Raw genomic sequence first — 20235 nt, 5'->3', positions numbered from 1 at the left:
AAAGCTGAAAACTCCCGTAAAATGAACTTTTTACGGGAGTTTTTAATATTTATATATAAAATACAGATAATCAAAGTATATATTTTGTCTTTCATTAGAGCTTTTTCATCCATCAAACCATTCTGCTCCATGTAAGATGCTTCCTTCATCTCCGCAGCTAATAGATCTACATTCGTTCGGGATTGTCTAATATGTTCTTGGAATACCTAGTCGTATCACATGTCGTATTACGTTATCGCCCAATTTGAAACCAAAGAGGCAGCAGAAACGTTTGCCTTTGCTCAAAAGGACACACAAATGGAGGTCGTCGAAAGAGACCGTCATGACAACCAACACAGATACGAGGACGTACAAGTCGTTGTTGAGGCCTATGCGGACTTGACAGATGAACAGCGCAATCAGATTGATGTGGCAAAAATCGTCGAACAGCTATCGGACTTCGATTATTCCGACTACAACGAACACATCGAATCGCTGATTGACACCCAACTTAACCCAAAATAAAACGCTTCGGCATAGCGCCGTGGGGTTCTTTTTTTTATAAACGTGGAGAGAAGGAATAATCGCAAAAAACAGGAGCATACTGAACAGCACAAGATGAAAAATCATCTTGATGATGCACACAAAGGAGACATAAATAATGGCTAACTCTAACTCAAACCAACTCGTTGTTCCCGGTGCAAAGCAAGCGCTAGATAGCATGAAGGCAGAAATTGCATCAGAATTCGGTGTAACACTCGGCGCAGTCGCATCGTCTCGTCAAAACGGCTCTGTGGGTGGAGAAATAACGAAACGTTTAGTGCGTCAAGCACAAACGCAACTACGCGGTAAATAAGAAGACTCACGCCCCGTTTATGACGGGGCTTTTTTTTGTTTTTATGTAAATATGTGGTTTAAAAATCCGATACATAGTCTGTGTCCAAGTGATTAAGACCTACTTTTTTTAAAAGTGGAGTGGTTTTTTTCTCCCACCTAAAGATGACCTGATGCGATACTTTGTACCGCCATGTCCGATAAAAGGCATGAATATAAATAAACCAAAAATTAAAAGATGAATGAGGACGATGAAAATGATGGGATTATCGAGAGTATTATTTATCAGTATTTTTGCAATTATTATGGTGCTGACTATTGGTGTCAGTGCAGATGTGAAAGTGAACGCGGAATCCCATGATATCAATACGTTAGGAAAAGAAATATCAGAAAAGGCTAAACTTGGACTTGAACTTGGCATTTCAGATAGTAATAAAGACAAAGTTGTACTTGTAGAAACTGCGGATGAGACTGAAAGACTACAAGATGCATTGAAACTCGGAGCCGGTAAAATTGTTGTATTACCATATGGTAGTTCGTTTAAGGTGAGCGGATTAAAAGTTCCTGATAATACAACTATTATTGGTTATGGTTCTAAAATTTATAATGATAAAAAGCACACGACACTGCTAACGATAGGTAGCGGGGTGAAGATATACGGTTTAGAAATACAGGGCGCAGGCAACAAAGATGCTGGTGTAAAGGGTATCGGAATAAACATTAATGGCGCGAATTCAGCGAATTATGCTAAAAATATTGTTATTCATGATAGCTTTATTCATGACATCGGTTTTTATGGCATTAAAGCCGAATTTGCAGACAATGTGACTGTTACAAATACAAACATTGAGGACATCGGCTATGCAGGCATTGGCGGATTCTCTGTTAGTAATTTCAACGTAGATAAGAGCCATGTTAAAGCTATTGCTCCGGGAACCAACGGAAATGCATATGGTGTGTTCTTTTCTAGGCGAGGTTCTAAGAGTGACCTGATACAATATCCACGAAGCAAAGACAGCTCGGTAACAAATAGCACCATAGAAGATATCCCATTATGGGAAGCGTTAGACACGCATGGTGGAGAAAATATTACGTTTAACCATAATAAAATAAGAAACGCGAAAGTCGGTATAGCGTTTGTTAATGCGACAGGTGATGGCAAAAAAGGAATATTTGGTACACAGCGCTCAACGGCAAAAGGTAACCAAATCGAAGGAATCGGCAAAGGTTGTGGCATTATTGTTGCCGGATCAACGTCAGATTATGCCAGTGGTTTTACGATAAGCGGTAACCAATTAACAAATGCAGGGAAAGAAGGAAGCAGTATCTCAGGTGCAATCTGTGCCAAGTTTACGAAAGATTTAATAATAAAAGAAAATACCTTGAAGAATAGCTTCGCTAATGGTATTAGTATCAACACCCATAATAATCAGTTTTTAATTACTAAAAATAAAATTCAGGATGTACAGGACAAGAAGTACGTAGTACCTGCTGCTATTGCAATACGCTCTACTAATAACGAAGGAACCATCTCACAAAACGTCCTAACTGGTGATGGTAAGTTATCAAACAAATATGTATCTGTCCGTGGGATTAACATATCCACTAAAATTAATGTAAAGCTGAAAATTGGCACGAATACAAATACCTTTAAACTACCTATTGCTGGTGGAACTGGTAGTCATGTTACGTATGTAAAATAATAAAACAAATAGCCAATTGATACATGAAGGTTTCACCGAAGAACAAGAGACGCACAGTGCAAATAGCGTCGGACTATAATAAACCAAAAATTAAAAGATAAAAGAGGTGAATACAATGATGCTTAACCTAAATATCAGAGACATCAAATTAGAGAACAAAAAGAACAATCGCCACACAAAACATAGACGTGTTGCGCGTCCGGGACTCAAAATGGGAGTCAATTTTCAAACAAGTATTCTGATGATCGTGTGGACTTTCATCCGAAACAGCGTGTGGCACATGACGCCTGCACTATTCCTTCACGGCTTACTGTTCGTCATCCACAGCATTGCGAAAGAGTTAATCGACGGTTACACGGTTCCAAACGGTGGCATTCTATTGCTATTCACCGTCTACGCCATCTGTTTATTCTTCACTATACGCAAAATCAGTGCCATATGGCATACTTCAACGTCAAAACATTGGTGACGCACTACAATATCAACCAGAAGACAATTGCTATTATCAATCTATCGGCGAACCCGAAGCATGACAAAGCATTCATCATGATGGATCACTACCGTACACGAGTCAACCGATTCAGCCTGTTCCCTAGCGTGAAAGAGCTGGCAGTTGAGGACCAAATGTACAAAAATGCATACAAATCAGGCAGCCAAGCCATGAAAACCAATGCAGAGGCGCGCAGACTTCGTTTAGACCTAGAAGCAAAGCACGCGGAGCATATCGCTGCGAAACGAATTGCAAACTGGAAACAGTCCGAGTTCGGCGGCTTAAACGAGTACTATGAACTGGTGAAAAAGTACAGCCATCGCACGATTCCAGCAGTAAGAGACATCATCAGCGATGTGAAAAATTAAGTCATCGCACACAAAAAACCTCACTATTCGATATAGTGAGGTTTTACATATTAATGCTTTGCATGATCCACTGCCTGGTGTAGTAAATTCATCACATGATCATCATCACTTGAATAATACAAGGTAGTCCCCTCACGTCTAAATTTTACTAAGCGTAAATTTTTTAAAAATCGTAGCTGGTGAGAAACGGTTGTTTGCCCTAAATTTAATGCCTCTGCGATTTCGTTTACTGAATGTTCCTCACAGCATAAAAAATTTAATATACGAATACGAGTGGGATCACTTAATGCTTTAAAAGTCTGAGATACGACGAATAGCGTTTCATCGTCTAACTCATGCTGTAATTTTTCCTCCATTTCATACCCTCCTATTTATGATTAATGATGATGGTGGTGATGTGCACCTGTGTCCTCAGCTTTAGTTGTACAAAGAATGGAACAATCATGCTTATGGAATTCTGTTTCCAATTGAATAGTGACATGCTGTATATTTTGATGGGCTAGATCATGCTCTATTTTCTGCAGTAGTTTTTCACCCTCAGCAACTGTCATGTCTTCACTAACTACCGCATGGCAAGAAAGTGCATTCAGTCCACTAGTAATGGACCAAGTGTGTAAATCATGAACCCCTTTTATCTCAGAGTTTTGCTCAATCGTTTGAACAATAACATTCATATCTACGTTTTGTGGCGTTCCTTCCATTAGAACATGAAGAGAAGCTTTTGTTACAAAGTATCCACTTCTTAAAACAAGTGCTGCTACAATCACACTTGCTAATGGGTCAGCCCATCCCCAACCAAAGAACATGATAAGTAAGGCAGCTATAATAGCACCGACCGAGCCTAGCATATCGCTGATAACATGTAGAAATGCTCCTCGCATATTTAAGTTGTCTTCCGTGTCACCGCCTCGCATCATAAACCATGCTACAAAAATATTAACTGCTAATCCAATACAACTAATAATTAGCATTCCGGTTGTAGCTACCTCCGGAGGATTGGCAAATCTAACAATTGCCTCGTAAAAGATAAAGAATGCGATTGCCATTAGAGTAATGCCGTTTAACACAGCTGCTAAAATCTCAAAACGCTTATAGCCATACGTTTTGTTCATATTTGCTGCTTTTTCTCCAAAAGTAAAAGCTAATAAAGCAATAGCCAAAGAAACTGCATCGCTTAGCATATGTCCCGCATCCGACAGCAGGGCCAAGCTATTGGTCAGATATCCTCCTACTGCCTCAATAATCATATAGGTGAAGATAACAAAGAATGAAATGAGCAATACCTTTTTGTTGGCACTATGTGTGTGATTATGTTGATCGGCCATAATAAATCCTCTCCTTCCCCTTAATATAAACAATAAAACTAATATATGATTATATATTCATATATACATAGTATACTATCTTCAATATTTTGTAAACGGGTTGAATTAATCAAAGAAGAAAATTTAATTATGGGATAAATCTCCTTTCTAGAGTGACGCATTCGTAGGGTAAGCCATAAACCATCACCGTTGCTGAAGCCAAATAAAACCAAGGAGTTGCCCAAAAAAAGAAACCTTTACTAATGAAGTATCGGCTCCTTTGCTTTATCGGTATTTCATTTTGCGCCTATATTGGCCTCTCCCTTTTGTTATCAAATATCTGCTCAGCAAAAAAAGTAATAGAGAATATAAGGTTACACCGGCTATAAACAATAAGGCAGGTGCATTGAGGCTGACTTCCTTCAACCCACTATGTTCGTTCCTATGTGCTTCTTCTGCTTTAAACATTGACCATACACATGAAATAGTAAAGCTGTATAGCACAAATAATAACGTATTCTTAAGGGTTATACTTGTTAAAGCGTTGTTGCGTCTCTTATTTTTTGTACTGAAAACTGTCGATAAATATATAAATAAACCGCCATAAACTAAAGAAATAATCAGTATTTCTGAAATACTCATAAGGAAATCTCCAATTTAGTTTGTAATTTCTTTATTATTGTTTTTAATAACGAATGTAAGTGAAATAACAACAGCTAAGATACCTAATAATAAAGAGGTATTAAAAAGCATTTTTAAACCCGTCGTTGGTGAACCTGATACTAAACTACACAGGACAAAGGACATAATCCCAACACAAGCTAAAAAATAATAAAATGGCCGAGTATTACCCTTAAATAAAACGAAACCAATAAGGATAAGTAAGTACATTCCACTTACAAGCATAGCCAAAGGGTAGGCAGGAGCGAATTTAGCAGCATATATAAAATAATCTATTGTCCAAATATCATTCGCATGGTTTACAGATCCATTGATCCACTTCGAAAAAATAGCAGTATGCTTCCATTCCCATGTAGAGTGTATAAGCGTACTCCCTTCATACCAAGCTGCGATTGTAGAAAATACTAAAACCATTATAGCTAAACCTGCTTGAATCAATTGTTTCAAAAACTTCTCACCTCCATTTTAATCTATATTAACATTATTCCCCTTATAATGAATAAAAAACTGCCCAATAAGTCTAAACAGCTTTTTATCCAAGTATTATAAAATTTTTGGCTTACTAATCACTACTTCTTGTTAGTTGCGATATACCAACCACAATTGCTAAAATTGCAAAACCAACTAGAACAACCGTATTTGTTATTGGTTCGGTAATCCTTGGAATAGAGTCTTGAAAAATCTTTAAAGTATTACAAATAATATCACTATGGAATAAATAAAGCCATTCTTCTCCAATTCATACGCCCGCTTAGTTGTAATAACGCTAATGTCTAAATCCTTTTCAAGCTGTCGCATAGAAGGTAGGGACTGCCCTTTCTTTAATTCACCTGTAAGGATTAGTTTTTTAATCTGCAAGTAAATTTGCTCGTAAATTGGTTCCTTTGAATTGTTTGAAATAATAATTTGTATGCAAAAACCATAAATGTATTTCATAAGAAAAAGGGTTATTCAGCCATTTCCATAGCTGAATAACCCTTATTTTATATTTCATTTCTTTCAATTCTTTTAATTAACTCCTCGAGCCAATACGTAGTATGCTCTTTTTTACTTGAAAAATATTCTCCAAGATACTTTACTAAATGCTCTTTTTCTTCCGATAACTGTACTTTAATTTCCAAATCCTTAATATGAGCCCAATGTTCTTTGATTCGAGCTAGTTTTTGATAAAGTAACTCAATCACTTTTTCTCGATCCACGTATTCAATGTTCGCTAACGCTATAACCATTCCGCTAATTGTATCGGCATTCCCAAATAATTGATAAATCTTTTGTGGTAAGGCTTCTCTACCTTTATCAGTAATAGCAAATACTTGTTTATCTGGTCGATGTTCTTCCTTAATAATTTCTACTGGCTCTATTAGCCCTTGCTTTACTAACGATTCAAAGTGATAGTACAGTTTGCTTTCTGTAACTCCGCCTAATTGGTCAAAGGGGATAGGCTCTGAAAGCTCTTTTTTTAATTTATATGGATAGTTATTATCCTGCATTAATTTACCCAAAATATATATTTGAATTGCCATATAGTACCGCTCCTTTGGCAAGAATTATATTCATTGTAGCAAAATCATACAGTAATTTCAGTATTATTTATAACATCCTTTGTATCCTCTACCAAAGTAGCTTCTAATGGAACTTTTTTATGGACGAAGGCAACAAGCAAAATATTAATTAGCATTGCCCCTAAACCTACTGCAACCATACCCCATACAAAAGGCGCTGGACTAATACTACTATACATATTAGCAAAGTATGCTTGGACAGAGTAATACATAGGCGAAAAATAACTTACCCATTCATACGGACCATACATCATGTCTCTTGTAATTGTAGCGCCATTAGCAATTGTTTGTACAAGAAGCACTGGTATGTTGAGAATCATACCACCCTCTCCAACTAGGAATATAAACATTGCTGTAAAGTTGAAGGCAACCATGTAGTTTAAAACTTGCTGTCCGAAAAGACTTAAGAATAGTTCTCCACTTGGTTCATTTACTAGATAAGCAATACCCATTGATGCTAATCCTGCTAATACTGCGATTATTAACGCAGTCAATTGCACATATACGAATAAACGAGTTTTACTCGCTTTCCCACGACTTTCGTTAAAGGAAGCTACTAATTGCATTGCTGCAATCATTGCACCTACATAACCAGCCATCGTTAAGAACATAGGTAACATATTGTTATGCATACCATCTGGAATGTCATTTATAGTCACTACGTTTCCAACATAAGAAGTTTCAATCATTTTTGCCATATCAGCAGCTTGCTCCTCCGGCACATTAAAGTTCATTAATACTCCCTGTGCTGTTTGCTGCGAAAACTGAGCGCTTAACTGATTGTTTATTTGCGTAATAATAGATGTCATAGAGGATGAAACAACCGTTGCTCCTGCTTCATTTACTGTGAAATCAATACTGGATGATACTTCACCGTTTTCCATATCTGCTGAAAATGTTTTTGGAATGTGCACTACTAGAGTAATTTCATTCTCCTCTAATTGTTCTAATGCTCTTTTATTGGTTAGATCTGTTTTAACCTCTTCAAAAGGCAAATTTTCTTTTAGCTGATCGGCAATCATCGTACCGTATTCCCCAGCATCATCATTAACAATCGCTATAGGTAGTTTATCGATATTTCCTGGAATAGCCGTATACCCAGGTAAAAAGATACCTAGCATTGCAACTGCATAAAATATCCCCATAAAAATAGAAGCAATAGCTCCCTTTGTTTTCAAAAATTGTGTAAACTTCATGTGTTTAATTTTCCTTCTTTCAAATAAAATTAATTTCATATATACTTCAAATAAAGTACTTTGATTAAAGTACTTTAATTATATAACTTTGTTAGTATAATCCTTTATTTTTAGATAGGCAAATGAAAAAGCTCTCTTTTACATATTCTTGCGATAAACTTGTCCAAAATAAGACGAAATCAACATATCACAGCATAATGTAGATAATGTCTTAAATTAAATTAACTATATAAAGAGCTGAAGGATAATCGTTCTTAGTAGTAAGATCCCAGTTTCTCAACTCCGGGTTATGCCTCCAATAGCTGAATGGTGTATCAAAGATATAAAAAAATAAGAGCCCTGCCTGAACAAAAATTGTTCAGGCAGGGCTCTCTCTATTTTCGTATTAATTAGGCACTTACTACTTTATTTGCTTTGTTTTGATGCATTTTTTTCATAACAAATCTTGCAATAGGCTGTGCAACAATCAATTCAATCCAAAATGCGATAGCGAAGTTTCTCGGCCAAATATGAAGAAAGTTTTTAAAAGGATCTAGAGTAACTTCACCCATACCAATCCATGTGCCGATTATAGATAAACAGATAGACAAAACGGTTACATTTAATACAGTATTCAATAAAATACGAGCATTAAAGCCATCAGTTTGTCCAACAAACTTTGGCATTATTTTACCTACAAGTGGTCCTGCAACTAGTCTAACTAATAATACTACGACGACCCACATAATAGGAATAATCTTTAGTGTATCTATATAAACTTCTTTGCTAAATTCACGTTCCAACCCCATAATAATTGGAGCAATCGTGTTGACGGAAATAATTGAAATGATTAATAAAAACAAAATACCTTCTTTTGCATTTTGAGGTAGACGATCCTCTCTGTATTGCATAAATTTCATCTCCATACTGTAATATTTCAGATGGCAGATACCTGCGAACAAAAAAATTTGTGCAAAAACGGCACAAAAAAAGCAAGACCATACAGATGGCCCTACTTATTGCTGCACACTGATATTTATATTATAACACAATTTTTAAAGCTAAGGAGAACTATTTATCCTTTTTTTAACAAATTAAATGATTCAGTTAATATGAGTTATAAAATAGTTGATGGTAAAGTATATTTTCTTTCTTCTTATAATAGTTCCATTAAAAGTCTAATTCTATAAAGCATACTGCCATATATTATAGATAGGTTACTCTGTTAGGAGGTGAGCATATGCCACTTTTTTCACCAGTTCCGGGAAGATCTTTTCCCCCAAGAAATAGACAAGTATTTGGCCCTCCATATCAGGGACAACAATTTGGCCCCCCTTATCAAGGGCAACAGTTTGGTCCTCCTTATCAAGGACAGCAGTTTGGCCCTCCTTATCAAGGACAACAGTTTGGAGCCCCTTATCAAGGACAGCAGTTTGGCCCTCCTTATAATAATAGAGGGAACCAATCTTCTCCAGGTGTTTTAGGAAACCTACCAAATCACATCAACACACTTATGGGTCATGCAGGTACGATACGGAATGGTTATACTATGATGAGACAATTAGGGTCTGTTATAGGTTTGTTTAGATAGTGAAAAGCCGATGTTCTTTTACATATGGGACATCGGCTTTTTCTAATAATACTACTCCCATGCAAAAATTATGAGAGGCTAGTAAAGTAAACCAATAAAATTTGATTAGTTTAAAAATGATTGAGAATACAGAGATCGTATTAATTTGGCGTCAATCGTTACATTCACTGTTGTCTGATTTCTCCTCTAATAGAGCTTGGTAGACTTATGTTCTGGTTAATAAAATCTAGTAATTTTACTGTATAAGGCTTACAATTTTCACCTACTCCAAACGTGATGCTTAAATCTTGTGGGGAATAGATAACTGTGTGTAATGTACCAAAATATTGTTTGTAATAATTAAAAAAGAGTGGAGATTTTCCGTCATTAAATTGATGGTACAACTGATTTTTAGATAGTGCTTTTGTTAATAGTTCATTTAAGTACGTTTTACGCAAAATAGAACTCTGTATATCTTTTCTATTTTTTTCTTTTAATCTATGCGCTTCAAAATGATTAGTACAAGTGATTTGTTTATCTATATTGATATGTATGTTGTTAGAAGCAGCTTCTACAACAACCCCTTTTCCACTACTATCTGTCATTGAATAATTATAACAATAGGCATGAGGAATTTTTTCTATCAGTTCAATTGCTTCCTCTACGTTTTTACAGTTATCCAAGAGAATACGGACTATTGTAGTGGCCATAAAACCTTCTTTACGTTCTTCATTGTTTACAAAATGTAATCCTACAACTAGACCTTTTTCATTCATCCCATCGAGCCTACCAATGATTTGTTGACTAAAACCAACGGATGCATACCCATCTTTTGGTTTCATAAAAACTAATCTTGAGTCATAAAAGTCTGGACTAAAATCGTAATTCCGGACATACATGCCATTACTAACAAAAGAAGTGCAGCCCATTGTTGGGAATTCCATATCATATCCACTATATAATCGAATTGCATGAGGAATATTCATTCGAGCACCTTTTGCAAGTCCTTTGATTTCTTCTAAAATACTTGGGGAGATTTGCTCCAGCCATTTTTCACTTTTCTCGTATTTTGAATGTGCTGTCATCTTCTTTAACATTTCTTGATTTTCAGATGCTACCGAAGTAAGTAATTCCTCACCTTGCTGTACACCAATTTCGAAATAGCTTCCTTGCAATTTTACTAACTTCAATATTAGCTCTTCATTGGACAATTACTTCCTCTCCTCTTCCTCTAAATGAAATACAGGCAAAATAATTTCCATTTCCATAAAATCATTTCCGTAATAGCATTCCATTATAGAACCAACTGGAATCCACTCATTTTCATTTGCGTATCCCAATAATTTCAAATATCCAGATTTAACCAGCTTAATAGACTCTTTAAATGGAAGTGCAAGTACAATACAAGGCTGCATAATTTCTATTGTAAAAGGTCTCTCTATTTGCTCTAAATCTACTTTGGAGTCTATTACAAAACCAATCCTTACCTTTAAAAAATGATCTCCAGATAAATACCTTAAATAACAATTCTCAAATGTAATGTTCCTCCTTTTTAACAGCTTTGCCTTCGCTTTAATATGCTCACCAAATTCACCAACTTCGCCCTCACTATCAAACCAAATAATTACTTCTTCAGATTTTTCCTTTAAATAAATTGGCTCATTTAAGGAATTGCTATCTAAAAAACGATAGCTAACATCTAATAATTTTCTTTGCTTCTCAAGATTGCTCTTCCATACAGTTACCATCTCGTGCTTTCGAAAATTATCTTTTTCTAGGAGATATCTTTGAATATCTTTTAGAGGCACATTTATAAGTCGCAAGCTGGCTATTAACTTTAACATTTCTATCTGATCATCTTCATATACTCTGTAGCCGCTCATATTTCTATTGGAACGAATTAAATCTTTTGTTTCATAAAATCTGATTGCGCTTGGGGAAATACCGGTCTTTTTAGATAATTCTTTAATAGTAATAGAATGCTTCAAATAATTACCTCCTTAAATACATCATAAACCTTAAAGTAACTTGAACCTCAAGTAAAATAAATGACAGAATTCCTCGTAATTCACATCTTACAATCCTTTACATTTTTCTAATTAATTCAAGTATAAAAGAAATGAAAGATGACACGCATTTTTATGTATTTAAATTTTTGCATACACTAACTTTTATTGTAGATGCTAAAAAAAATCGACTAGCTCACTTAAGAGGAAGTCGACTTTTTTAGAAAAGAGATACAAAATGGGAATGTATCATTATAACCTAATTGATTCTTTCTCTTTTTAAAGATCGTGTAGAAAACTGACAAATAAAATGACCCACGACCAAAAGTCGTGTAGTCAAAGCTGAAACACTACCTTATTCTCCACCATGCTTAATAAATAAAGCTTGCTCCTACAATAATAAGTAGGATAAACAGTACTACAAGCAAAACGAAGCCCGATCCACTATTACCGTAACCGCCGCCACCTTGACCTTCATATCCAGACATCTTATATACCCCCTTTCCTACTGATACTTACAGAATATGAAAAAGTAAGCATGTGGATAAGGTAATATAACACGTATCAAATAAATAATTTATTGAGCACTGATAATAAATTTTTTATTGCCCGTTAGCAATAGGTAAGCTTTTGAAGCTATCTTGGATTTTAACTGGCTCTTTCTTTTTTTATATGCACATTTATTTTTCCTTCTTTTTATTTTGGAAATAAAAAAACAACGTTTAGATAAAATTATCCAACGGAGTAAAACCAGTTAACCTTTTCAATATCAATTTGTGATGACTTGTCTGTCTCACTCATCCCACAAGAGGCGCAATTGCTTTACTTTTTGATTTAAAGGAAGGAGCCGCCATTATTTGTTCCCTATTTGTTTCCATAGATAGGGAACATTTTGCATTTGAAAGGACAATATAAAAAGTAGCGAACACTTAAGTTCTATACATAAGATTGATTTGATCAGCAATATATGCTGAATCTAAATGTAAGCCATATTTTAACCACCACATAATGACGCCGACAATAGAAGCAGTTTTAATATCTTTGTCTACAAAGGTTTTTCTTCCTATATTTTTAGATTGATTTCTCCGGGTTACAATCAAATCCTTCATCAACAAAAGTAAATGTTTTTCAACTTGTTCAAACTGCACTAACGCAAGTATATGATTTCTTTGCTCACGCAGATAATCCAATAGCTGTATTAAGTTCTCTTTTCTATTCCTATCAAAAACGGCAGTCAAATTTTCTATTTTGTCAGTTAGCACTTGTAAAATGTCATATGTTAAATGTTCCTTTAATTCATTAATATTTTGATAGTGTAAATAAAAGGTGGTTCGGTTTAAATTTGCTCTCTTCGTTAATTCTTGAATAGAAATTTGGTGTAGAGAGTGACCTTCTTGTAACAGTTCAAGTAGGGTAGCTTTAAGCATTTCCTGTGTACGAATGGCACGAGGATCTTCTTTAAAAGACATTTAAATCATTCCTTTTATATATTAAATTTCTACTAATCGACAGAAATGACTTGATTGTATATGGACGTTTTAATTCTTCTGCTATGATATTTTCCAGACACTATGTCGATAATATGTATTATATGGGAAGGAAATTAATATGCAAAATGAAATATCAAATAGTACTAAAAAGTTACTAATTATTATAATGATAACTGGAACCTTTTTTTCTACATTAAATCAAACATTGTTAAATGTTGCATTTAGTGATTTAATGGTTGTTTTTGATGTAAGCACGGCAACGATTCAATGGTTAGCAACAGGATTTATGCTTGTAAATGGTGTGTTAGTACCTATCACAGCTTACTTAATGAAACGTTTTTCCACACGTCAGTTATTTATTAGCTCAATGCTATTTTTACTAATAGGCTCTATTATCTCAGCATGTGCAAATAATTTCGGCATACTATTAACAGGTAGAATGGTTCAAGCAGTAGGTGCTGGAATTATCATTCCTTTAATGATGACTGTAATTGTTTATTTATATCCGGCTGAAAAACGCGGAGCAATGATGGGGAAGATTGGCTTTGCAATTATTTTTGCACCAGCAATTGCACCAACATTAGCAGGCATTATTTTAGAGTACTTATCTTGGCGATGGTTATTTATCATCATGGTTCCATTCGCAGCATTGATTATTATTCTAGCAAGTAAATATTTAATTAATGTAGCTGAAACATCAAAAGTAAAGCTCGACATAATCAGTGTTATATATTCAACTGTTGGCTTTGGACTTGTACTTTTTGGCTTTAGTAGTGCAGGCAGCAAAGGATGGGATGATCTTATCGTCATTACATCAATTATTGCCGGTTTGCTTGTAACAATATTATTCTGTCATCGACAAATAAAGGCTACTGAACCTTTATTGAATTTAAATGTATTCAGATTTAAAATTTTTACGATGACGTCGATAGTCAATATTGCGATTACAATATTAATGTATGCCGATTTAATATTACTGCCGATTTATTTGCAAGATGGCCGAGGTTTTACAGCACTTGAAGCAGGATTATTATTATTACCTGGCGCCATTATCAATGCTATGCTTTCCCCAGTAACCGGTAAGCTATTCGATAAATTTGGAGCAAAACCTTTATTCATTCTAGGAACAGGTTTAATCGCTTTATCCATGCTTGCAGTGATTGATTTATCACCAGAAACAACAACAGCATATATTTTAGTTCGTACAATTTTATTACGTATAGGTTTGGCGTTTATTACGATGCCATTAAACACAGCCGCGTTAAATTCATTACCAAAAGAATTAGCCTCTCACGGATCTGCGATCAATAATACAGTTCGCCAACTGGCTGGAGCGATTGGTACAGCAGTTATCATGACAATTTATTCTATTCAATTATTGAATGTCTCTTTAGAATCTACGACAGGTTATATTGGTGCAACAAGTAACACATACTTATATATGTTTGTTATCTCTATGATAGCGTTCATTATCACATGGTTTACCCCGAAAAAGACAAATTAAAATAATTTTAATACACTTCGATAGAGGCTGGGACAAAACCCACCTTAGAAAACCAAAAGCCCCGGTAATTTTACGATAAAATTACCGGGGCTTTTTTGTCTTCTCCAAAATCTTTGTTCTCCGCTATGACGGACGGGGCACGGGTCGAGCCTGTAGTCTCTCCCCCGTGCTTGTCCCCTAGGAGTCGCCGTCTTCCGCTCCGAACAAATAGAAGGAGCCTATTTTGAGAAAACTCAATAAAAAAGGCTCCTAATACTTATTGTGTAATAACATCTATATCTTAGTATTACATCTCTAAATCTGTGAATGCGTAAGGTAATAATTCTCTTAAGGTCAATTCTAATATATCTTTCTTTTCATTAGTTAAATATACTGGCATTTCAGGTAAACAAAATTCAGCTAAAACTTGTCTGCAAATGCTACATGGTGGAAGAAAATCAACCGTATCGCCTGCTACAGCTATAGCTTGGAAATCACCTTTTTTATAACCATTCGCTACTGCAGTAAATATAGCTGTTCTCTCAGCACAATTAGTTGCACCTAATGAAACGTTTTCCACGTTTACTCCATTAATTAAAGTACCATCTTTTAATAATAATGCTACTCCAACCGGGAATTTGGAATACGGTACATATGCTTTTACTTTCATGTTACGTGCACTTTCCATTAACATTTCTTTATCCATTTTATCCATCCTCTTTCAAATAAGAATGAACTTTTCACAGTCCCCTTTACGCCAACGTTTGTTGGCAGGACTTCTAATATAATATTTCTACAATGTTTTTGTCAATGTCGTTAGTTATTATAGTAATCATATATCTATGAAACTGGAAATTTAAATGTATTTTTTTCTATATAAACTGTGTCATTAGAATTTTTGATAATGATATCAAAATGCTTACTGTACGGATGCATAAACACTTCGTACTGAATTCTTCTTTCATCATGAGATTGTGTTAAGTAATTCAGATTGGCACCCCTTTCAACAATATCACGGCCCGACCTTCTCATTAATTCTGTTTCACCATCTGTATAGAAGTAAATTTTTAAATCAAATAAATCTGGATTAATAAATCCTACACTCATTCCTTCTACAATCGTAATTTTGTTTTTCGAAGATATTAGCTCGCTTTTCATATAATCTGTATCAATCGTATATAAATCTAAACCATCTCTAACCATTTGAATATCTCTTTCTAAAGAAATTAAATGATGAGCTGATGGATGGCATGCCGTCATTTTATAACGATGATTTTCGTTTTGGTATGTATAGTCGATAATGGCATGCTTTCGAATGTTTGAGGTAATAATATATGGATCTGTATTAATATAATTCACTTCATTTTCATTTAGTAGGCTTACTAATCTATTGGCAAACGTTGTTTTTCCCGCAGCACCATGTCCTGAAACACCAATAATAATTTGTTCATCCGTCATTCTAACCCAATATATAATTTCTTGTAATAGCTTATCCATCATTATCTCCTTTTATTAATGAGCTGTATTTCACAACGATCTACTCACCTTAGGAAAGTAAATCTCAGTCATTCCTTTTGGCTGTAAAGAATCATTAAATGTTTCGAGCCTAGCTTTTCCTATATCGAGATCGTATTTCTTTTGATTATCCTGGGAACTAAAATACCGCCAGAAAGAACAAATATGTTTTTCTTCAAATCTAAAAACTACATATTCTTCCGCGGACAGGCTTAAAGATACCATCCCTTCCGGTACTTCTTCGATTTTATTAACCATTAATCCTACAGTCATTTTTGATCCATTGTCATGTATCACCATAAAGGTGTTACTAGTCAATGTTTGTTCCATTATTTCGTTTTTTCTCGCTTCAACTCTTGCAAAGAGTTCCTGTTCTTCTTCATAAGACTGTGGTAATTGTTTTTGTAGTCCAATTAAAAATATTTTTTTGAATTGCTCCGTACGAATTGTCCAAAGTGCTTCCATGTCTATAGTATTTTGTTCCATCGTACACATCACCTTTCTTCTATTTTTCTCTACTTTTATTTGTTTGTTACTGTTTTAATACGGCATGGCAATATAAAAAAATCGTTCGCTTAAATGAATTATAAGCAAGCGAGTTTAACATTTCCATATTTAAACATTAATTTATAAACTTAATCTTTGCTAATAACTTAAACAAAATGAATATGATTGGATAGGTTATCAACTATAAGTTGTTCTCATTATGAGTTATATTTTTAGGTCTATTGAAGTTATACTACCGGCTATCCTAGTTTAAGATTAGTTTTTGAAAGAGGTTTTTAGGGTAAATTCAATTGAAGAAGATAAACAAAAAAGAAGAGAGAGGGATTACGCTGAAAAAGCTAATAATACTACCTTTTATTTTTGTAATGATGACTGCTTGTGGAAATGAAGATAATAAAGCTTTACAAAAGGATGATCCTAAACAAATAGTAGACGATGTTGAAATAAATAATGGTCAGCTAGAAGAGCTAGGAACAGAATATAAAGAACCTGTTAAATCGAATGAAAACGTAACAAGTGATAGTAATGCTAGAAATACAAATTTCGAAAGTATTATCCCGAGTGACTGGGACATTCAGTTACCAACAGATTTCCCTGTGACAAAAGGAAAACATTTAACGGCTATTGCTTCTTCAAAACAGAATGTTGTAACTTTTGAATTTTATCAAACAGACAAACAACTAGAGATGAACGATCTGAAGATAAAAGAAAGTGGGCAATTAGTTGGGCAGTTAGTAATTACTAAACATGCCACGGCAAAATCCGCAGGTGAAGAAATAGATAAAACGGTTTTCAGTGATGGGGAAGCTGTTGATTTAGGGCATGGTATAACTGGGTATCAAGATGCAGGAGCAGGCTCAATATTTACAAGTTGGAATGAAGGGCGCTGGGCCATTATTGCACGTTCAACAACAGAAAAATCAGAGGAAAGCTTAACGATAGCAAAAGAAACTGTGGAATTTTTGGAAACACATATGATGCCAATTCCAGAGCAATATGGCCATCTGCATATTGATGCAAATGATCAAGGTAGCCTTGCAACATGGCAAAAAGAAAAATTTGTCTATACGCTAACAAATTTTGGTGACAACACGCTTAATTGGCTTATAACTTTTGAATAAATACAACAGAAATCCTAGTTGGTTGAAAGATTCACTTTTTCGGTATAAATACACTAGAATCCACCACAAGGCATGGGTTATATGGGGAAGAAGAAAGTGATTACAACGATTTTCATCAATAAAAAGAACTCATTCTTCTCAATATTAATCCTTCTTTTAGGACAAGCCACTCATTAGAAAAAACCTGTTCAGTTACAACATAGTTGCTAACTCCAAAATTCAATATTCTCTCTCTTAATATGTCTGAAGAGTGCTTCACCTTCTGAATTGCCGATATTCACCTAACAACTAAAAAAGCCAAGGAAGCTGTGATTTCCTTGGCTAACCATTACATTTATTTCCTTAACAGCTAAATATTCTGGAACATTATAGCTGTTATAGTAATTCCAAACGGATTCTGCATCCTCTTTGAAGTCTGCTTCACAATTTGTCACACTGGAAATACGATAAGACCCTGAAGATAGAGCCTATATAATTAGGGCGTTTGATCAATTATATGAGAGCAACGCATCAAGATATTTTTCTCTAGTTGTTCTGGATCCTCGCTTTCAACCACTATTTTGTCAAATTCAAATCCTTTCAAACCAAGGATAGCTACTTTATTTGCGTCATGATAGGATAAGAAATATTTCTTTTTATCAATAATGAAAATCCCAGCTTTATAGCCAATTGTAGTAATACCTGTTCTTTTTACAGCTGTCAAAGGAAACTTGAAATTACTAATTTGTACTTCTTCAACCGAATTGTAAGGAATTTCTATCTTTTTTCTTAATGTAGTAACCATTGTCTTGCCTGATATATTCAATATTAAAGAAGTATCACCAAATTCAATTTGAACACTCACCTTTTATCACCTCCTTTACAATGTCAGAATCGTTTCTCCACACATCTTTAAAGCTCAATATGTCAAAATATTTTAATAATACATACGATTTAATAACCACTTGGTTTCATCATACTGTTCCGTTGGTTCAAGTGAAAATTTTTGCAAATTGCTATTTTAATATAACTATCCAATAAAAAAACACCACTCAGTAAACTAGAGAGGTGATTTAAATATCAGTTGCCAACTATGATCTAACTGGATGTCCAGTTACTTTATAGTTGGTATCTCAAAAATTCAATAACAGCAACAAAATACGGGATTTTCGTAATATTTAATTTTAGTTGGTAACCCATCTAATTGCACCATAAGGTTTTTACATTACAGTTAGTAACTCAATGTTATGGTTTTAACTTTAAAGTACGCATTAATACTATTAATTATTTCGGCTAGCGAATATTTAACTAAAGCACCCTTTAGGTGAAGATACTAATCAGTAGTTTTGAATGAAAATATAGTGTCTCCATCTTCATTTTTGTTTTCTATATAATTATTATTTGAATATTTACATATTACTTTTTTCCAAAATATTTGAGCATCTTTATTTTCTTTTATAACAGATACTTCCCACTTTTCTTTATATTTCCCAAATAAATTTATAGCAGCTATTCTCCCTACACCCATTTTTCTATACTTTTTCATAACAAAAAATTCAGCCATCGAATTATAAACATCATTGCTACTATCATTCGTAATCTTTCTTATTAAAGCAAATCCAGCATATTTACTATTAACTTTAATAAAAAATGGATATCTGTTTGGCTCATTCCAATAATTATCTAAATACTTATAATCATATAAACCAATCTCATTTACATCATCATTCGTAAATTCACTAAAATCATAATTGTACAATTCAATCAAATGTCTTAAAACAAATTTTCTCTCATAATCTACTTGCTCAATAGTGATACTCATAAGCGATGAAAACCCTCCTTAAAACAGAATTTCTTCTTCAACTAAACTGCCCCGTTAGTCAAACAATAAAATATGGTTTAGTCACCAGTAATATGGACCTTGTCTAAATTGGAACTAGACAATTGTTTAATAAATTCTTCAAATTCGTTTAATTTATTTACCGAAATAAATACTTTGTAATTATTAAGGTCTGTTATTAGATTAGAAATTTTCTCTCCCGAAAAAGTTTCATTAGTAAGATAAAAATCGCTTAATCTTCTAAGTTCCAAATAACTACGCCACAGTTTCTTAGAATTAAATATTTCATTATGAAGACTTTCTCTCATTTCGTAAAATCCAATCTCACTACCTTCTTGATTATATAAGACAACATCAAATCCCAAATGCAGTTCCCCCCTTAAAACAACTATTACTTAACTTTATCATATTGATTTCTTCTTCAACTAAACTGCACCGTTAGCTAAAGTGTAACATTTCACAATGCATATCTGGGATCAACTTAATGTTTCGGACATGAAAATAGACCATCGAAAGGATGGCCATATTTTGCTAAACCAGCTAATAGGATGTCAATATTTTTCTCTAAAATTATTATTAATCTTATGATATACTATTTTATGCATGACAAATAGCCCTCCAAAAACCT

The 20235-nt window shown here is 34.3% G+C and carries 24 protein-coding genes and 1 pseudogene; 7 read left to right on the top strand and 18 right to left on the bottom strand.

Going from position 1 to position 20235, the window contains the following annotated elements:
* Nucleotides 1-219: 219 nt before the first annotated feature.
* The 4 genes from ACQKNZ_RS15400 to ACQKNZ_RS15385 all read left to right on the top strand — a co-directional run bounded on the left by ACQKNZ_RS15400 (nt 220) and on the right by ACQKNZ_RS15385 (nt 3374).
* Nucleotides 220-504 (top strand): hypothetical protein, encoded by a 285-nt coding sequence (locus tag ACQKNZ_RS15400; protein ID WP_144541169.1) that lies wholly within the window; start codon nt 220-222, stop codon nt 502-504.
* Nucleotides 505-640: 136 nt separating this feature from the next.
* Nucleotides 641-835, top strand: coding sequence for an alpha/beta-type small acid-soluble spore protein (locus ACQKNZ_RS15395; RefSeq protein WP_144541167.1), 195 nt, complete (start codon nt 641-643; stop codon nt 833-835).
* A gap of 235 nt (nt 836-1070) precedes the next feature.
* A complete protein-coding gene (locus ACQKNZ_RS15390) occupies nt 1071-2516 on the top strand; it encodes a right-handed parallel beta-helix repeat-containing protein (protein WP_427660565.1) in 1446 nt (481 codons plus the stop codon).
* 249 nt (nt 2517-2765) lie between these two features.
* The gene (locus ACQKNZ_RS15385) at nt 2766-3374 is read left to right on the top strand and encodes a hypothetical protein (protein ID WP_186318259.1); all 609 of its coding nucleotides are present in this window, start codon (nt 2766-2768) and stop codon (nt 3372-3374) included.
* A 50-nt stretch (nt 3375-3424) separates the two neighbouring features.
* Here the strand turns inward: ACQKNZ_RS15385 and ACQKNZ_RS15380 are convergent, their stop codons facing one another.
* The 8 genes and pseudogenes from ACQKNZ_RS15380 to ACQKNZ_RS15345 all read right to left on the bottom strand — a co-directional run bounded on the left by ACQKNZ_RS15380 (nt 3425) and on the right by ACQKNZ_RS15345 (nt 9007).
* The gene (locus ACQKNZ_RS15380; RefSeq protein WP_144541161.1) at nt 3425-3730 is read right to left on the bottom strand and encodes an ArsR/SmtB family transcription factor; all 306 of its coding nucleotides are present in this window, start codon (nt 3728-3730) and stop codon (nt 3425-3427) included.
* A 21-nt stretch (nt 3731-3751) separates the two neighbouring features.
* Nucleotides 3752-4699 (bottom strand): cation diffusion facilitator family transporter, encoded by a 948-nt coding sequence (locus tag ACQKNZ_RS15375; protein ID WP_427660562.1) that lies wholly within the window; start codon nt 4697-4699, stop codon nt 3752-3754.
* A gap of 264 nt (nt 4700-4963) precedes the next feature.
* Complete coding sequence (locus tag ACQKNZ_RS15370; RefSeq protein ID WP_154312096.1) at nt 4964-5320, bottom strand: peptide ABC transporter permease; 357 nt, start codon at nt 5318-5320, stop codon at nt 4964-4966.
* A gap of 15 nt (nt 5321-5335) precedes the next feature.
* Entirely contained in the window at nt 5336-5806 is a 471-nt protein-coding gene (locus ACQKNZ_RS15365) for a YjdJ family protein (protein WP_427660560.1), read from the bottom strand.
* Between the two features lie 258 nt (nt 5807-6064).
* Nucleotides 6065-6271, bottom strand: a pseudogene (locus ACQKNZ_RS15360) (GntR family transcriptional regulator); the annotation flags it as partial.
* A gap of 71 nt (nt 6272-6342) precedes the next feature.
* Nucleotides 6343-6882 (bottom strand): PadR family transcriptional regulator, encoded by a 540-nt coding sequence (locus ACQKNZ_RS15355; protein WP_151112185.1) that lies wholly within the window; start codon nt 6880-6882, stop codon nt 6343-6345.
* Between the two features lie 44 nt (nt 6883-6926).
* Entirely contained in the window at nt 6927-8117 is a 1191-nt protein-coding gene (locus ACQKNZ_RS15350) for a YhgE/Pip domain-containing protein (protein ID WP_427660558.1), read from the bottom strand.
* A gap of 389 nt (nt 8118-8506) precedes the next feature.
* The gene (locus tag ACQKNZ_RS15345; protein WP_154312094.1) at nt 8507-9007 is read right to left on the bottom strand and encodes a hypothetical protein; all 501 of its coding nucleotides are present in this window, start codon (nt 9005-9007) and stop codon (nt 8507-8509) included.
* Between the two features lie 329 nt (nt 9008-9336).
* Here ACQKNZ_RS15345 and ACQKNZ_RS15340 point away from each other — a divergent pair, with 329 nt between their 5' ends.
* Entirely contained in the window at nt 9337-9687 is a 351-nt protein-coding gene (locus ACQKNZ_RS15340; protein WP_427660556.1) for a hypothetical protein, read from the top strand.
* A gap of 164 nt (nt 9688-9851) precedes the next feature.
* On the opposite strand, the gene ACQKNZ_RS15335 is transcribed toward ACQKNZ_RS15340, so the two are convergent.
* The 4 genes from ACQKNZ_RS15335 to ACQKNZ_RS15320 all read right to left on the bottom strand — a co-directional run bounded on the left by ACQKNZ_RS15335 (nt 9852) and on the right by ACQKNZ_RS15320 (nt 13141).
* A complete protein-coding gene (locus ACQKNZ_RS15335) occupies nt 9852-10856 on the bottom strand; it encodes a C45 family autoproteolytic acyltransferase/hydolase (RefSeq protein ID WP_427660554.1) in 1005 nt (334 codons plus the stop codon).
* Nucleotides 10857-10877: 21 nt separating this feature from the next.
* Nucleotides 10878-11654 carry a MerR family transcriptional regulator gene (locus tag ACQKNZ_RS15330; protein WP_427660552.1) on the bottom strand — a complete coding sequence of 259 codons (777 nt, stop codon included), beginning with the start codon at nt 11652-11654 and terminating at the stop codon, nt 10878-10880.
* A gap of 389 nt (nt 11655-12043) precedes the next feature.
* A complete protein-coding gene (locus tag ACQKNZ_RS15325) occupies nt 12044-12160 on the bottom strand; it encodes a YjcZ family sporulation protein (RefSeq protein ID WP_144541142.1) in 117 nt (38 codons plus the stop codon).
* A 441-nt stretch (nt 12161-12601) separates the two neighbouring features.
* Nucleotides 12602-13141, bottom strand: coding sequence for a TetR/AcrR family transcriptional regulator (locus tag ACQKNZ_RS15320; RefSeq protein WP_427660549.1), 540 nt, complete (start codon nt 13139-13141; stop codon nt 12602-12604).
* Nucleotides 13142-13280: 139 nt separating this feature from the next.
* Between ACQKNZ_RS15320 and ACQKNZ_RS15315 the strand changes: the two genes are divergently transcribed.
* Nucleotides 13281-14666 carry a DHA2 family efflux MFS transporter permease subunit gene (locus ACQKNZ_RS15315; RefSeq protein WP_427660547.1) on the top strand — a complete coding sequence of 462 codons (1386 nt, stop codon included), beginning with the start codon at nt 13281-13283 and terminating at the stop codon, nt 14664-14666.
* Nucleotides 14667-14952: 286 nt separating this feature from the next.
* Here the strand turns inward: ACQKNZ_RS15315 and ACQKNZ_RS15310 are convergent, their stop codons facing one another.
* The 3 genes from ACQKNZ_RS15310 to ACQKNZ_RS15300 all read right to left on the bottom strand — a co-directional run bounded on the left by ACQKNZ_RS15310 (nt 14953) and on the right by ACQKNZ_RS15300 (nt 16646).
* Nucleotides 14953-15351, bottom strand: coding sequence for a cytidine deaminase (locus ACQKNZ_RS15310; protein WP_427660545.1), 399 nt, complete (start codon nt 15349-15351; stop codon nt 14953-14955).
* Nucleotides 15352-15485: 134 nt separating this feature from the next.
* Nucleotides 15486-16142, bottom strand: a complete 657-nt coding sequence (locus ACQKNZ_RS15305; protein WP_427660543.1) for a uridine kinase family protein — start codon at nt 16140-16142, stop codon at nt 15486-15488.
* Between the two features lie 30 nt (nt 16143-16172).
* Nucleotides 16173-16646, bottom strand: a complete 474-nt coding sequence (locus ACQKNZ_RS15300; RefSeq protein WP_144541132.1) for a GyrI-like domain-containing protein — start codon at nt 16644-16646, stop codon at nt 16173-16175.
* Between the two features lie 311 nt (nt 16647-16957).
* On the opposite strand from ACQKNZ_RS15300, the gene ACQKNZ_RS15295 reads away from it, so the two are divergent.
* The gene (locus ACQKNZ_RS15295) at nt 16958-17788 is read left to right on the top strand and encodes a hypothetical protein (RefSeq protein ID WP_427660541.1); all 831 of its coding nucleotides are present in this window, start codon (nt 16958-16960) and stop codon (nt 17786-17788) included.
* A gap of 475 nt (nt 17789-18263) precedes the next feature.
* On the opposite strand, the gene ACQKNZ_RS15290 is transcribed toward ACQKNZ_RS15295, so the two are convergent.
* The 3 genes from ACQKNZ_RS15290 to ACQKNZ_RS15280 all read right to left on the bottom strand — a co-directional run bounded on the left by ACQKNZ_RS15290 (nt 18264) and on the right by ACQKNZ_RS15280 (nt 19972).
* Nucleotides 18264-18632: a PH domain-containing protein gene (locus ACQKNZ_RS15290; protein ID WP_427660537.1), complete on the bottom strand. Its 369-nt coding sequence runs from the start codon at nt 18630-18632 to the stop codon at nt 18264-18266.
* A 468-nt stretch (nt 18633-19100) separates the two neighbouring features.
* Nucleotides 19101-19589 (bottom strand): GNAT family N-acetyltransferase, encoded by a 489-nt coding sequence (locus tag ACQKNZ_RS15285; protein ID WP_342577998.1) that lies wholly within the window; start codon nt 19587-19589, stop codon nt 19101-19103.
* Between the two features lie 77 nt (nt 19590-19666).
* Nucleotides 19667-19972, bottom strand: coding sequence for a hypothetical protein (locus tag ACQKNZ_RS15280; RefSeq protein ID WP_427660534.1), 306 nt, complete (start codon nt 19970-19972; stop codon nt 19667-19669).
* Between the last annotated feature and the right edge of the window lie 263 nt (nt 19973-20235).

It is taken from the genome of Psychrobacillus sp. NPDC093200 (genome assembly GCF_050280345.1).
Classification (GTDB): domain Bacteria; phylum Bacillota; class Bacilli; order Bacillales_A; family Planococcaceae; genus Psychrobacillus; species Psychrobacillus faecigallinarum.
This window is presented reverse-complemented; position numbering and strand designations above follow the sequence as displayed.

Coding starts and splice junctions, on each gene's coding strand:
- ACQKNZ_RS15400 (WP_144541169.1), top strand. CDS start 220: ATGTCGTATTACGTTATCGCCCAATTTGAAACCAAAGAGGCAGCAGAA.
- ACQKNZ_RS15395 (WP_144541167.1), top strand. CDS start 641: ATGGCTAACTCTAACTCAAACCAACTCGTTGTTCCCGGTGCAAAGCAA.
- ACQKNZ_RS15390 (WP_427660565.1), top strand. CDS start 1,071: ATGATGGGATTATCGAGAGTATTATTTATCAGTATTTTTGCAATTATT.
- ACQKNZ_RS15380 (WP_144541161.1), bottom strand. CDS start 3,730: ATGGAGGAAAAATTACAGCATGAGTTAGACGATGAAACGCTATTCGTC.
- ACQKNZ_RS15375 (WP_427660562.1), bottom strand. CDS start 4,699: ATGGCCGATCAACATAATCACACACATAGTGCCAACAAAAAGGTATTG.
- ACQKNZ_RS15370 (WP_154312096.1), bottom strand. CDS start 5,320: ATGAGTATTTCAGAAATACTGATTATTTCTTTAGTTTATGGCGGTTTA.
- ACQKNZ_RS15355 (WP_151112185.1), bottom strand. CDS start 6,882: ATGGCAATTCAAATATATATTTTGGGTAAATTAATGCAGGATAATAAC.
- ACQKNZ_RS15350 (WP_427660558.1), bottom strand. CDS start 8,117: ATGAAGTTTACACAATTTTTGAAAACAAAGGGAGCTATTGCTTCTATT.
- ACQKNZ_RS15345 (WP_154312094.1), bottom strand. CDS start 9,007: ATGCAATACAGAGAGGATCGTCTACCTCAAAATGCAAAAGAAGGTATT.
- ACQKNZ_RS15340 (WP_427660556.1), top strand. CDS start 9,337: ATGCCACTTTTTTCACCAGTTCCGGGAAGATCTTTTCCCCCAAGAAAT.
- ACQKNZ_RS15325 (WP_144541142.1), bottom strand. CDS start 12,160: ATGTCTGGATATGAAGGTCAAGGTGGCGGCGGTTACGGTAATAGTGGA.
- ACQKNZ_RS15320 (WP_427660549.1), bottom strand. CDS start 13,141: ATGTCTTTTAAAGAAGATCCTCGTGCCATTCGTACACAGGAAATGCTT.
- ACQKNZ_RS15315 (WP_427660547.1), top strand. CDS start 13,281: ATGCAAAATGAAATATCAAATAGTACTAAAAAGTTACTAATTATTATA.
- ACQKNZ_RS15310 (WP_427660545.1), bottom strand. CDS start 15,351: ATGGATAAAGAAATGTTAATGGAAAGTGCACGTAACATGAAAGTAAAA.
- ACQKNZ_RS15305 (WP_427660543.1), bottom strand. CDS start 16,142: ATGGATAAGCTATTACAAGAAATTATATATTGGGTTAGAATGACGGAT.
- ACQKNZ_RS15300 (WP_144541132.1), bottom strand. CDS start 16,646: ATGGAACAAAATACTATAGACATGGAAGCACTTTGGACAATTCGTACG.
- ACQKNZ_RS15285 (WP_342577998.1), bottom strand. CDS start 19,589: ATGAGTATCACTATTGAGCAAGTAGATTATGAGAGAAAATTTGTTTTA.